Below are 14,046 nucleotides of genomic sequence, written 5' to 3' on the forward strand. Positions count from 1 at the left end.
CACAATGTTTGATGATCTGGATTACCAGGCGCGGTGGAAACGAACCTGAAGCAGAAAGTCTCGACGATGGGTTCGCCAATTGAAAATGGTCAGGCAGGATTCGCAGGAGGAGGAACCAATCCTCTCGCAGCGGCTGACTGGACCATTGATGTAGAAGCGGAAATCCATCAACTGGATCACCGGGCCTTTGTGGTGATGCCGCGTGTCCTGCGACGGGTGATTCGCAGTGAACTGGAGCTGTCGAGCATCTGGCTGAGTGTGCCCCACTCAAGAACCTATGTGATTCCTCGGGACAGACTGGTCTGGTTTGTGGCTCGTGATGAGCTGGGAATCGAGATCGGCGAAAGTTTACCCGATACGATCATTCTCATTGCACGCGAAGATCGATTCGCGGGTTCACCCATTGAGAACAAGCCTCAATTGCTGAGGCTGTACTGGCGGGCGCTCTTTCATGCCCGGCTCGATCTGGCCATGTATCAAAAAGTCGAGCCCGGTAGTTTTCCCCTCGCGGAACTGCGTTCCAGAATCGACCAGATTGGCCAAACAGAATTCGATGAGATCAAAGGGGTCTTAAAAAGTGAAGGTCTGCTGCTCGATCCAGAAAACCCCCGGCAGATTTACGCCGAGTTCGCAGCTTTGTTCTTCGAATTGAAGTTTTTTGAGCCAGACCTGCTGACATATTATTTCCCTTCCCTAGGCATCAACGCTGCACTTGAAGCCATGCTGCGCGAGGGGATTGCTGTCGAAGAAATCTTCCGGGAAACATGCCCACTGGAGCTGAAGACCACCGAAGTTCAGGAAGATCAGGTCATCCCTACGGAGGCAACGCCTGAATCTGGCCATCGCAAAAGACAGAAACGATCAGCAGTCAGAGCCAGACGGTTTGTTCGAGCAGCGAGCAAACCCGCCGCGAGAGGTAACGATGCTCGTGCGGCAATTCTTCTGGCCAGCGCGCTCGAAGCGGCACCCACGGAGATGACTCGGGAAATTCAGTCCCAGTTCGAAACACACCTCGATCATCTCGCAACACGCCTGATCCATGCTCTCGAGCTGGAAGAATCGACCCATCCTCGCTGGAAGGAAGTTCTGGCCTCTCTGACAGAAGCTGCCCAGTATGGGTTCTGGAATAACGCCTCGCGACTGGTGTACGACCTGCAGAAAGTCTGTATCGATTCCGAGCGGGAAACCTATCAGATCGATACCTGGCAATGGCTGTTTTCCTTCGGTCGAAAACCACTCAAAACGCCACTTCCCAATCAGAAGCTCGTGCTCATTACCCGCCACTTGCGATTGGCCATTTCACGCATCGGAGCCGCACAGATTGCTCCCCGGCATCGCGAAGAACTTTATCTTTTGCTGGAAGATGCGGCCCATGCTGCCGAGAAACTGGCACGCCGGCAATTGAAGCCCTTGATCGAAGAAGCTCTGCGCAGTTCGGGCCTGGTCAGCACGAACTTTGTAGAAACAATGGCCTTTGGCAGAGTCGTCGATGAACTGCTTGATCACGTCGTTGAACAAGGCTTCTTTGGACTGGGACATGTGCGTGATGCACTCTCGCGGAACGCCTTGAAGCTATCTGATCTTTCAAGTGTCAAAGAGTTCCTGGGCGGAGACGCCTTGCTGAAGACCGATCGCGCACTGGAAAAGCCACTGGCAGGTGTTTATCAGCGCGGGCCGCTGTATCTGCGAGGCTTTCAGCGGTTGAGTTCACTCGCTTTTGGTTTACCTGCTGGCCGGATCTTTACCAAATTTGTCGCGCTTCCGTATGGCGGTGCGTACGTGATCCTCGAAGGCTTGCAGCATCTCATCGGGCCGATTGTCGAATGGCTGACGGAACATCACCTGCATCTGGCGACGCTGGAAAGTGTGGTTGTCTGCGGCACGTTTCTCCTGGCACTGATTCATGTCCCGACCTTTCGACAGAAACTGTGGAGCCTGACCGAATCGACCTGGAAATTTCTGCGAGCCGTGGCTTATGACATTCCCCATTGGCTGCTGAAGCAGAAGCTCGTGCAGGCTTTCTTACGCAGCTTACCAGTGAAGATCATCCGCCGGTACCTGTGGACTCCAGCCCTGGTGACGATGGCCATCTGGCTGGCTGTATGGGCCAGTGGCCAATTGCCTCAGCGATGGAACTGGATGGCCATGGGGACATTCGTGCTGAGCCTGTTGCTGCTCAACTCGCGAATGGGACGCGACACCGAAGAACTCGTGACCGAATGGGCTTCCGAGATCTGGCATCAGTTCCGTGTTCGCGTGGTCGTGGCGCTGTTTTCATTTATTCTCGATATGTTTCGTCGTCTGATGGATCTGATCGAACGTGTGCTCTACACCGTCGATGAATGGCTGCGATTCCGCTCGGGAGAATCAGCCATTTCGCTGAGCTTCAAGGCCGTATTGGGAGCCTTCTGGGGAATTGTCGCTTCTGTCGTCAGGTTCTGCGTTACCCTTTTGATTGAGCCACAGGTCAACCCCATCAAGCACTTTCCTGTGGTGACGGTTTCTCACAAGCTGCTGTTGCCACTCGCTATTCCCCTGACGAAGTGGAGTGCTCCGCTGTTATCGCCCATTTTTTCAGCGTTTATCGGTCATCGATTCGGTCATTGGCTGGCCAACGCGATGGGGACCATCATCATCACCTGCATCCCGGGTATGTTTGGCTTTCTGGTCTGGGAACTCAAAGAGAACTGGCGACTCTACAAAGCCAATCGCAGGAAGGATGTCGGGCCAGCCATTATCGGACATCATGGCGAGACCATGCTCCGGCTGCTCAAGCCCGGCTTTCACTCCGGAACAATCCCCAAGCTTTTTGCACGCCGTCGCAAAGCCGCCCGGCTCGATAAACCGGAAGATCGCCTGCGCAAGCTGGCTCGTACAGAAACTCAACTCGAGCAACTGATCGAGTCGCTCCAGCACTTTATTGAGCGCGACCTCTTGCGGTTTCTGGAGGCTTCCGAGCTCTGGACACGACCGGCGCCAGAAATCAGATCGATGTCGATTGCGACCAATCGAATCGTTATTCAGCTCAGTGATCCTCAACCTAGTGATCGTCAACTCAGTGATTCTGAATCTCTCGATGAAGATGCCGAACTGGAATTTGCCGAACAATCCGGGCTGATTGTGGCTGGCTGGAGAAAATCGGGCTGGATTCAACATCTTCCCGAGGCAGAGCGCCAAGTCTTACGACTGGCTCTGTTGGGCTTTTACAAATCCGGCACTGTGACTGTCATCCGCGAACAGATTGAAGCCAGGCTGTGCGATCACAATCGACGTTACGATATTGGTACGGAAGGGATCATTTTGTGGCCTGATCCCAGCTATTGCGAAGAAGTGATCTATTCACTGAGTGATCAGCCCATAATTCACCCGCGTCCTCGCACCCTGGCGAAAGCGAATGGCCTGGAATCCATTCGCCGTGATGAAGTCCTTTATCAGGATCAGACTCTTGAATGGGATGCGTGGGTCGCTGCCTGGGAATGCCAGAAGCCCGCTGAATTAATGACTGATGGAGGACAACCTCGATTGTTGCCCTCCATCATGGTCTTCCCGACAGAAGATCAACCGGCTGAAAATCAGGCCGCTGCAACTGAAGGCTGAGCCTGCGGGACTCGCCAGTAGACGCCGGTCCCATCAATGTTGAACATCGGGGCATTGATCTTGTGGAGTTCGCGGAACTCGTCAATCGCTTCCCGGCAACCACTCCAGGCCAGATAGTCATCCACAACGACGAACCCGCCAGGGACGACGTTCTGATAGAGCGGCTTAAGAACATCCATGGTCGATTCGTACAAATCGCCGTCCAGCCGCAGTAACGCCAGTTTCCCCGGGTTGGCATGTGGGAGTGAATCACAGAACCAGCCTTTAAGAAACCTGACGTTCTCGTCGAGCAGGCCAAATCGTTCGAAGTTCGCGGAGACCGTTTCAATCGAGACCTTGAGGAAGTCGCATTCGGAAAGATCGTGCCGCTTATCTTTGGTATCCGGGGCCAATCGCGGTTTGGGCAACCCTTCAAAAGAGTCAGCCAGCCATAATTGACGATGGCCTTCGCCCAGATGATTCAGTAGAGCCTTCATGAACATGCTGGCACCGCCACGCCAGACGCCCGCTTCGAGAATATTCCCAGGGATCTGTTCGGCCGCAATGGTGCGGATGGCGACTTCGAGTTGATCGAGCCGTCGTTTTCCGACCATGGAGTAGCCAAACAGAGGCCAGTCTGTTCCCAGTTCTCGTTTTTTGGCATCGAAGTGCTGGGCTTTCACGACCAGATAGCCGCGTTTCGCCCAGCTCTTGAGGAAGAACTGTCTTAGAGATTTCAGAGGACGGAACTTATCGCGGTGATAACCATCTTCACGGCGCCAGGCACTTTCTTCGTAGACAGCCCCGGTGAGCACATTTTTCAGCAGTTCAATATAAGGGTCAGTACCAGCGACACCCGTCAAGGGTGGCATATCCGTCAATGGCGCTGCCAGATGGGACATCGCAGTTTCCGTAGTCTCAACGTGGTTGGGCATTTCTGTCATCGTGACGACGACAGCAGGCTGAAGTCCGTCTTCATGCTGAAGCGGGACTTCATACAGCGAATCGCCAATTTCTCCAATATCAGAAATTGAGACAGTTTAGACGTGAAGACAGTTTAGAACCTGGTACGTAGTCCGTGAGCCTGAAAGCTCTCGTCTCTGGTCGACCTGAAGTCGCGACATTCAGGAGACATCGGCCTTGATGGCAGTCGGCGGCGCCAGTGGCTGCTGGGCCGCTGCCGGTGAGTTGGCTGGCGAAGTCGATTTTCCTTTTTCGGAAGGATCCGATGAGCCTCGATCTTTTCGCCGTTGATCTCTTTGTGGCTGATCTTTTGCAGGCTGATTGAGTGGCTCCAGAGCCGAGGCAGGTGTGCCCGCAGGACGTGGTTGAGGATAGGTCACACTTTTCACTGAAGTGGGATGCAGCAATCGCTGAGATTCCTCCAGGAGAAAATCGACATCCATAAATGGATCTGCGCCCAGATCATGCCAGCGGATCAGGCCTTGTCCATCGATCAGGAACGTGCCATGGATGGGCTGGTTTTCGAAGTCATCGTACGCTTTGAACCGTTTGAAAACTTCCAGGCTGTCGTCGCTCAGGAGGGGCATCGAGATCTGTGAGCCAAAGCGATCAATCGACTTTTTGAGGTCACTCAGATCGTCCGTACTGATGGCCACCACTGAGATTCCAGCAGCTTGAAAATCATTGACCTTCGGGAGAAATTTCTGGATCTGCTCGACACAGTGCAGGCAGCCGGCCCCCAGATAAAAGATAACGATGGTCGGTTTGCCACGATAATCGCGACTGGAAACCGTACTGATTTCAGTGGAACCTGGGAGATGGCCGGGAAGCTGCCAGGCGGCACTCGCAGGAGGAACCCACTGGATGGGCCCTAACGAGGCGAGTGTCGGACGGGCACCGATATCTGTCGGCAGAATACGGGAAATTCGCCAGTCGTCGGCAAAGCCCCAGGCTCGCGCCTTGTTCGAAATTCGCTGCAGGGCGGGAGCGTCGAGATCAGCACTATGCGCCACCGCACGAAGCTCTTCAAAACGAGTCCTGGCGGCCGCTTCATCATTGAGATCGATCAGTAACTCCACCAGCCACGCCAGCGGCAAGACTTCTTCGGCATGCTGACTGACATACTTTTCGAGTTCCTTCCGGGCTTCTTCTTTCTGTCCTGCTGCCAGCCTCAACCGGGCCAGTTCTCGCGCACTGGCACCTCCGGCTGTGTTCAACTTGCGAATGGCTTCGGCGTACTCCCCTTTTCGTGCCAGTTCGATTGCCGTGATTTCATCAATGGCCCGATCAAGTTGCCTTAGTGTTTCATCCGTGGATCGAACGGCCGACTTGCGAGCCGATTCGATCGCTTTTTCATCGCGAGGTTTGCCCGGCTCTTTAGCCAGAACCCTGGCTTCTGCCCGCGTCATCTCCAGTTCGCGATCCTCAGCCAGTCGCTCACGCCAGCCGCGAATGATGGCACTGGTTTCGTTGAATTTCGCGAGATGATCTGTCGCATCGTAAGCGCGGGCCAGGGCTCTCAATCGCTTGATCTGTTCCGGAGTATGACCTGTCGGCGAAAGAACCGATTGATGGGCCGATTCAATCAGCTTTTCCCAGAGTTCAAACTGGGAGTACGCCTCCCACAGTCGCAAACGCCCGAAATGCTGGCTGCCATTGCTGGGAAAGCGGTTGTATTTGGGGTGCATAGGCATCGAGGCCATATTGCTGGCGACATTAATGACGTCGTGCATCCGCCCCAGAAAGATCAGATTTCGGCACAGCCACTCGTTGTTGTGGGCAAAATTATGAATCTGGTCGGGCATCACCATGTCACGCATCATGTAAGCATGATCCACCCTCGCTGAAGCCTCCTGTTGGAAGGCGGCATCGGCATATCGTTTCAGCCCCGAATAGATGTGCCCCGGCATATGCCACATATGGGCAATCCCGGGGGCGACCTGACCACACTGCGCCGCCGAAGCCAATGCCTGTTCGCGACGTTCGTAATCCCACAAATGGATGACGAAATGATGGCAGGGATGCTGCGGATTTTTGGCGAGAATCGAATCCAGCAAAGCACTCATGGCCAGATGATTGGTAATTGGCAGATCATTCCGCACCTGCCAGGTCTGCAATGCCAGGAAGGCCTTGGCTTCGAGATCAGCAGGGTTCTCATAGACGATCTTTTCGTAGTCTTTGATGCTCTTTTGAGCCCGTTCTCGCTTTTTGTCACCTTCGCCTTTGGTATCAAAGGCATACCAGTTCGCAAGGGCATCGATATACAGCTTTTCGCGAGGGCTGGCCTGCTCTTTGCGTTTCACGGCCTCTTCAATGAACTTCCTGGCACGGGTTTCATTATTGGTATTGGCCATCGCCATGCCCCAATAGGCAATCGCACAATCGGGATCAAGTTGAGCAGCCTGCCGGAAGGATCGTTCGGCTTCAAAATACCAGAAGCCATGAAGTTGGCCGACACCCTGATTGATCCATGCCTGTACCTGGCTGTGCTGACTCGTCACAGGAAAGTGGATCTGCCCCGTCGTTCCCATCAGGTACGCAGCTTGCCTGGGGCCCTGATCGAAGGCATCGCCATGGTAGGAATGCCCTGCAACAACAGCATTCTCTGGCGCTACAGCACTGGCCGGAATTTCGGCAGCGTTCAAAGAAACCGAAGTATCAGCAACCCATGCTTCCCATCGAGGGGTTACCCAGAAAGCAGCAGCCAGACATGTGACCGTGACGCCGAAACGAAAAGGGGAACGTGAATGGTGCAGCAGGTGGGAAGTATGCGACATGGATCGCTTCCGGGAATGGCGGGGAAATCAAGAGGTGTCATCAATTCGGCGATTCTGAAAAATCGACAGAATCAGGCCGATGAAAAAAGTATATCCCCAGGCGGGGACATTGCTGTTTGAATCTGGCAGGAAATGAGCGAATCCTGCAGACCGTCTTCCGGCTCAATGATCACCAAGTATTCAAAGCATCACCTGTCTGGGAATGCAAACCAGGTGATGCTTCGTGATCAAAGGATTTGAGAACATTGCCCTTGTTGAACATAAGGCAAAAGTCCTGAGAGCTGATCCACTTACTTCTGGCCGCCAGCCTTTTCTTCAACTTCTGGGAGCGGACCATAAATCTTGGCCAGTGCATCTTCGAGAACCTGCCCGCGGGCCTTGACGGTAATCACTTTTCCATCGGCACCAATCAGAATGCAGGTCGGAATTGCATTCACACCATAGAACTTGGCAATCGGGTTGCTCCAGCCTGCAGCCTTGGTTTCCGAGGTGTTCGCCGGGTACAGGTTGACCCAGGGAATTTCCCGCTTTTCGATGAATTCCTTTAGGGGCTCAATACTGTTATCCAGGCTGATCCCGACGACTTCAAAGCCTTTGTCGTGATAAGCCTCATGGAGCTTCTTGACGCGTGGAATCTCGGCAATGCAGGGGCCGCACCAGGTAGCCCAGAAGTCCACGAGAACCACTTTGCCTTTGAGGGAAGCGAGGTCGAAATCCTTGCCTTCTACAGTGGTGCCGACAACTTCCATGGAGTTACCAACCAGTCCCAGACGCCGCGAAATGCCGCGAACTCTTTCCGCAATCGGCGTGACAGTTTCCTTATCAGTCGATTCCAGCAGGTCGGCCAGGCGAGACATATAGCTGGCAGCGAGAGCAGGGTCTTTGCCATATTCGAGTGTGCGACCTGCCTCTGAGGCGAGTTTGATGCTCTCTGTCGAGAAATCAGCCACTTTGACACGGTTGAGTGTCTCAGCGAGCAGCGTATCCACCGCTGCCGGTTCCAGTTGAGGAATCGTCAGAATCCGCAAGCCATCGATTTTCTCTGAGGCCATCTTGGCAATGGCTGGGCGGGAATCTGTTGCCAGGCGATTGGCAATCGCAAGTGCCGACTGTGCCGATCCAGGTGCTTCGACTCTCAAGAGCATCGACTGCGCATTGAGGAGTAGACCGGCAGCCTGCAAAGCCTGCTTTTCATTGGCGGCTGGATCAGCCAGAACTTTTTCAGTGGCTGTGGTGACGAGGTTATTGGCTTTGAGTCTGAGGGCATTCATCTCTTCGAAAGAGCTGACCTTCTGCTTCGAAAGAGCCATCGGCGAGGAGAGTCGTCGGGCCGAGGCCAGCAATTCAGGAATGCCACTTTCGGGAAGTTGGAAGATATCTTCGGGGAGCTTCAGATCGAGATCTTCCGGAAGCAGCCCCTGCATGGCGGCAGCACGAATTTTGGCAGCTTTGGCCTTGGCTTCATCGGACGCCTGCTTGTCGTCTGTCGGCTTCGCTTCCGAGTTCCCCGTGGTGATTTGTGCCGCAGGTACTGTCGCTGGTTTTTCCTGAGCCAGGCAGACACTGCTCGTCATGGCCACGACAGCCAGTGCCGCCCACTTTTTGCCCACACTCGCCCACGAAATCCGGGAAAACCAATGTTCATTGATCTGACGCATAACCGAAGCCCTCAAAGATAGAAAATGGACGGTTTTCAAGATGATCCAGAACGAGTTCCACAGACCTGGAATCTCTGGAAATGAAGAATTCTCTCCAGGGAAATCTTCAGTGAGCGTACCTGCGTTGTATCAATCCGATTCGCAAAATGCACGAAGAAAGTTGGAGAACTCTGGAATCGTCCCAGTTCCCGCAATTTCAGGTTGAACAGGAAGCAAAACAGCCCTTCACAAGGAAGGGCTGCTCTGGATACCGGATCGATTGTGTGGATTAGCTCTGCCTATCGAACATGCCGCCCGATCGCCAGTGGACTGACTTCTTTTCGGCGTTACTTCTTCTTGGCAGGAGCGTCGTCTGTGGTCTCGTCTTTCGGCTCTTCCTTGACTGGCCCCAGCAATTTGGCGAGTTCATTGGTCAGGTTCTCGCCGCGTGCTTCCAGAGAGATCACCTTGCCTTCGGCATTAATGAGGATGCAGGTGGGGATGCCACTGATGCCATAGTAGGCAGCCTGTGGGCTGGACCAGCCACCGGGTGCCTCTTCAGTCCCCTCATGGAAGAGAGTTGTCCAGGGAACATTCTTCTCTTTAAGGAAGCCCATGAGATCTTCCTTGCTGTCATCCAGGCTCACGCCGACAACTTCAAAGCCCTTATCGTGATAGGCCTCGTAAGCTTTCTTGAGGTTGGGCATTTCAGCAATGCAGGGGCCGCACCATGTCGCCCAGAAATCGACCAGCACGACTTTCCCCTTCAGGCTGGCCAGATCAAAGGGCTTGCCATCGACAGTCGTCCCCTTCAGAACCATCGTATTGCCCGGCAGGTTGATGCGGCGGGCCATTCCTCGCACCTGTTCTGCCGCCTGCTTGATTTCTTTCTTGTCCGCCTTGTCCAGCAGGTTGGCAAGATCACCGAGGAAATCCACCGCAGGGCCAGTTTCGGGCATCGATTCGAGCACCATCGCCAATTGCATCCCCATGCCAATACTCTCTTCCGAGTACTTGGTCGTCTCGATGGCTTTGAGAATATCGGCCGAGAGTGTGGCTCGTTCCTGAGCAGTCAATGTCGGTGCCGAAAGCACGCGTAACATGAGGAGCTGCTGATTCGCCAGTTCCGAGATTTCTTTGCGAGTATCCGCCTTCAGTTTGGTCGCTGCAGCCAGGGCAGCTTCCTGAGCACCATCAATCTGCGCGCTTGCTAACAAAGTGTGTGCCTGGAGATGCATTTCTGCCGCTTCGACGGCTGTATCCAGCTCCACCTTAGGCATGGCCAGAACTTGCCCAGTCCCTTCGATAATCGTTTTTTGAACTCGAATGGCGTGTTCAATCGCCTGCTGACGACTCTTGAGTCGCGGACGCTTCTGCTGCAGATCTTCAAGGAATTCGAGAATATCATCTGCCGATCCCTTGGGGATGGCATACAAGGCGTCGCTGACTTCTTCCTGCTTCAGTGGGTCTTGCGGTGCAGGCTTGGCAGCGGCAGCAGGGGGGGCTCCGGCTTCCTGTGCCATGGCCGAAAACTGGCTGCCAGTCATCAGCGCGATCGCAAATACAAACTTCCCAGCCACCACTGGCCAGGTGCAGACATTTCGGGACATCGATGGCTGGTGCGTTGAATTTTGCGTCATTGACCAGCGGATTCGGGATCGAAGCATGTGATGACTTTCAGGCTGTTCCATTAGGTATCGGCAGGCGTTCGTGCATCCTCGCAGAACTTCGCCGGGTGAATTGTCATCTTCATGAACCAGAATTGCACCTCAATTCTGCGGGGAATCGCTCGATTTTCTTCACATTCCCCCTGAAATCTGCCCATGGCAAGACCGCCAATTTTCACGGTGATCGAGTGACATGAGGGAATCTCGACGGGGCGGAATTCCAGGAAAAATTCGGGTAACCGCATCAGTCACTCGCAAACCGTGGAAAACAAATCAACACTCGCTTGTGTCACGCTGGGGTGAGCAGGCAAGATATGTCGAATTGTCCTTTTGTAGGTATTTCTTCACCGTTTTTGCCAATCCCAGACCAATTCTCTCGTTGAGTGTGTGGCCCATGATCAAGCATCCGTGGTTTCGGTCGTTGTCGATGCGCATTTTGGCGGCTGGTGTTCCCTTTTTTGTCAGCCAGACGTGGGCTCCCGCAACTCTTCAAGTTCTCGCTGAGGATGCTCAGCCAGCATCGGCCATGAATCCGATGAACTCGGGCGCAGCTGGTCAGGAGACGAGTGCGAATCCACCCGTCGAAAAGCCCATGCCCCCCGCACCGAATTCACCCGTGATGATGGTCGACGAAGTCGTCCCACCAGCAGTGCCCCAAGAGACACCCACTTCACCTACGCCTACTTCTCCTGCACCAGATCAAACCGTCGCGAAAGCATCGGACGCGAAACAGCCTCCAAAGCAGCCTGAGCCAAAACCACAGAGTGCAGATCAACCGGCGGAATCCAAAAAATCTGAGCCAGCGAAAAAGCCAGCGCCTCCCAAGCCGGCTCCGACCAAACCAGCCGCACCACCCAAACCAGTCGATAAACCCTTTCTGTCACCGACAGGCGTGGATCTGAAAAAGGGGGCCATCCGTGTCGAGGATGCCGGGCCCGATTTCGCACTTCAAGGCGAATATATGGCCTGGGATTGGTCCGCTGAAAAAGGTTGGCACTGGTTGGGAATTCAAGTCGTCGCCACGGGAGACGGGACGTTTGAAGCGCTTGCTTATCCCGGCGGATTACCCGGCAACGGAGTCGCTGCGCGCGCCACCATGCCCATTGGAACTCCGCAAATCAAAGCCGATTCGGAGTTACTGCCAACGCTGTGGCAAGGGAGTGGCAAAGCGACTCCGGAAGGTTTGCTGATCACCTTCAATCAACCTTCCGAAGGACGAAAATTCGTCACGAAAGATGGGCAGACCGGCCAACTCTTCAAAGGTGATGGTGCCTTGATTTCCCAGGCCGTCAAGTGGTCAAGGAAGAGCCAACGTGAAGGAGCACAACCGCCAGCCAATGCCGTGGTGCTGTTCGATGGGACAGACAACGGCCAGTTGAAAAACTTGAAAATTTCGCCCGAAGGTCTCATGCAGATTGGTTCCGAAACCAAAGGGGCCTGGCAGAACTTCCATTTGCATGCAGAGTTCAAAACGCCCTTTATGCCGTTCGCTAAAGGTCAGGCACGGGCCAACAGCGGCTTTTATCTACAGAAGCGGTACGAGGTGCAGGTGCTGGATTCGTTTGGGTTGATTCCACAATTCAACGATGCAGCTGCCATCTATCGCAACAAAATGCCCGACTTGAACATGTCGTTCCCGCCACTTTCCTGGCAGACCTATGACATCCAGTTCCAGGCACCTCTGTTCGATGAACAGGGAACCAAAATTCAGAATGGGCGACTGACTGTCTGGCACAACGGCATCGTGGTCCAGAATCACGTTTCTCTGGAAAACAAAACCGGGGGCGGCACCAAAGAAGGGCCTGAAGCACTGCCGATTCTGTTCCAGAATCACGGAAACCCCGTTGAATTCCGCAATCTCTGGTTGGTGGAATTGTCACCCCAGGTGCTGCAGGCCAGCACAACTCCGCCAGTGCCCACATGTTTACCAGTCGTTGCTACGCCCAACGCCTGTGTTTCGACCACGCCCTGTTGTCCTCCCACAAAACATCGTCGTCCGGCACGCTGCCGAAGATAACCTGTTGTTGTTACACATGTTGTGGCAGAGAGCGGGTGGCTGGGGTTGAGTCTTCGAACCCCCAGCGACCTACGGCACGACCTGGAGTTCGCTTAAATGCTCAACCGCAGTCTTCCCAAAACAAGGAGGGTAGTTGATGATTGGCATCTGTATTGTGGCCAATCGCCTCAACATCAGTGCCTGTGGAACTTTTGGCCCTCTTTCCACGATTCAGCCAAGACAAGGCTGACAAGTGCGATACTCTCCCCGGAACTGAGGGTTAAAACAGTGCGTAGGCACATCTCGAACCTGCGGTGCTACGCATGAATTTTCCTGAATCACTGCCATGGCCAGCCTGGAGCAAGCCAATGCCCGGTTCCACCACAATGACCAGAGTTGCTGAAAACGGCCTTCGATGGGGCTGCTGTCTATTCTTTGTGGCCTCGATTTCCTGGGGAAACATCGCTGCGGCACAGGATGGCGAAGACCGCTCGGCCCGGTTCTGGGGCATGATGGATCGCGATGGGGATGGTGTGCTCTCTGGCGAGGAACTCGATCGAGTGCCCGGCTTTCTGCGTGGTCGCCTCGAAGAAAGTGGCGTTGATCTTTCACGTCCTGTCAGTCGGGAAGACTTTTCAGGAGTCATGGATCAACTCCGTCGGCAACGCGAAGAATCCGGTGGTGGATTCGGCGGCCCCCCACCCGGCGGATTCGGCGGAGAAGGCTTTGGCGGTCGTGGCAGTTTTGGTAGCCGCGGCGGTGATGATCGCAGTGAAGGTGGTCGCGACAGAGATCGTGGAAGTGATCGCGGCAAGAAAACGGAAGTTCCCAAGTACGATTTTCCCCGCACTTTGCCCGATGATTACAAGCCTCTCGATCTCAACGCAGATAATCAGATTTCGTTTGCCGAGTGGCCCCGCTCCCGCAGGGCAGATTTCGCTTCCTATGACCATAACGGCGATGGGTACATCACTCCTGCCGAGATTCGCCTTCCCGCCTTTGTAACGAAAACCGCAGACGAAATTGTCAGCGAAGCGATGGCTGCCCGAATCATCGGTGGCACTATCGGCGGATCAACCGTCGCGAGCAATCTCTCGGCCACATCGGCAAGTTCAGGAGCGACACCCGGAAGTGAGGGGCGCGACCGTGGTTCTCGTGATCGAGGCGGACGAGGAGGCCCTCCTCAGGCCGGAAGTTCATCAGGTGAAGACGCCATTGCCGTCGAAGCCAAAGGCTACTTTGACAGGCTCGACACCAACAAAAATGGCTCCGTCGATCCCGATGAGTGGAGTGTCAGTAAACGTCTGAAGCCACTGTTCGAAAAAGTGGGGGCTGATCTCACAAAATCACTCACTCTGGAAGAGTTTACGGTCAGTTATCGCAAGACCAAGTAGTCGATAAAGCACGTCGCTTGGTCACTGCGACCGCGC

Annotated in this window: 7 protein-coding genes; 3 read left to right on the forward strand and 4 right to left on the reverse strand. The window is 54.4% G+C overall.

Annotated features, from left to right (window positions below; all coding sequences use genetic code 11):
- Positions 1-66: 66 nt before the first annotated feature.
- Positions 67-3,597 (forward strand): hypothetical protein, encoded by a 3,531-nt coding sequence (locus tag PLIM_RS20240; protein WP_148227202.1) that lies wholly within the window; start codon positions 67-69, stop codon positions 3,595-3,597.
- Here PLIM_RS20240 and PLIM_RS20245 read toward each other — a convergent pair.
- The 4 genes from PLIM_RS20245 to PLIM_RS23345 all read right to left on the reverse strand — a co-directional run bounded on the left by PLIM_RS20245 (position 3,573) and on the right by PLIM_RS23345 (position 10,620).
- Entirely contained in the window at positions 3,573-4,478 is a 906-nt protein-coding gene (locus PLIM_RS20245) for a TylF/MycF family methyltransferase (RefSeq protein ID WP_013112182.1), read from the reverse strand. The two genes, PLIM_RS20240 and PLIM_RS20245, sit on opposite strands and share 25 nt — an antisense overlap.
- A 222-nt stretch (positions 4,479-4,700) precedes the next feature.
- Entirely contained in the window at positions 4,701-7,316 is a 2,616-nt protein-coding gene (locus tag PLIM_RS20250) for a redoxin domain-containing protein (protein ID WP_013112183.1), read from the reverse strand.
- A 290-nt stretch (positions 7,317-7,606) separates the two neighbouring features.
- Complete coding sequence (locus PLIM_RS23340; RefSeq protein WP_013112184.1) at positions 7,607-8,974, reverse strand: TlpA family protein disulfide reductase; 1,368 nt, start codon at positions 8,972-8,974, stop codon at positions 7,607-7,609.
- 326 nt (positions 8,975-9,300) lie between these two features.
- A complete protein-coding gene (locus PLIM_RS23345; protein ID WP_196349489.1) occupies positions 9,301-10,620 on the reverse strand; it encodes a TlpA family protein disulfide reductase in 1,320 nt (439 codons plus the stop codon).
- A 427-nt stretch (positions 10,621-11,047) separates the two neighbouring features.
- Between PLIM_RS23345 and PLIM_RS23350 the strand changes: the two genes are divergently transcribed.
- Together PLIM_RS23350 and PLIM_RS20275 are read left to right on the forward strand one after the other, a co-directional pair.
- Entirely contained in the window at positions 11,048-12,637 is a 1,590-nt protein-coding gene (locus PLIM_RS23350; protein WP_230849468.1) for a 3-keto-disaccharide hydrolase, read from the forward strand.
- A 347-nt stretch (positions 12,638-12,984) separates the two neighbouring features.
- Positions 12,985-14,010, forward strand: coding sequence for an EF-hand domain-containing protein (locus PLIM_RS20275; protein ID WP_013112189.1), 1,026 nt, complete (start codon positions 12,985-12,987; stop codon positions 14,008-14,010).
- The last annotated feature ends 36 nt before the right edge of the window (positions 14,011-14,046 follow it).

The organism is Planctopirus limnophila DSM 3776 (genome assembly GCF_000092105.1).
Classification (GTDB): Bacteria; Planctomycetota; Planctomycetia; order Planctomycetales; family Planctomycetaceae; genus Planctopirus; species Planctopirus limnophila.

What these genes read in the sequence shown, in the direction of transcription:
- PLIM_RS23345 (WP_196349489.1), bottom strand. Translation starts at nt 10,620, where the DNA reads ATGCTTCGATCCCGAATCCGCTGGTCAATGACGCAAAATTCAACGCAC.
- PLIM_RS23340 (WP_013112184.1), bottom strand. Translation starts at nt 8,974, where the DNA reads ATGCGTCAGATCAATGAACATTGGTTTTCCCGGATTTCGTGGGCGAGT.
- PLIM_RS20240 (WP_148227202.1), top strand. Translation starts at nt 67, where the DNA reads ATGGGTTCGCCAATTGAAAATGGTCAGGCAGGATTCGCAGGAGGAGGA.
- PLIM_RS20245 (WP_013112182.1), bottom strand. Translation starts at nt 4,478, where the DNA reads ATGTCCCATCTGGCAGCGCCATTGACGGATATGCCACCCTTGACGGGT.
- PLIM_RS20275 (WP_013112189.1), top strand. Translation starts at nt 12,985, where the DNA reads ATGCCCGGTTCCACCACAATGACCAGAGTTGCTGAAAACGGCCTTCGA.
- PLIM_RS20250 (WP_013112183.1), bottom strand. Translation starts at nt 7,316, where the DNA reads ATGTCGCATACTTCCCACCTGCTGCACCATTCACGTTCCCCTTTTCGT.
- PLIM_RS23350 (WP_230849468.1), top strand. Translation starts at nt 11,048, where the DNA reads ATGCGCATTTTGGCGGCTGGTGTTCCCTTTTTTGTCAGCCAGACGTGG.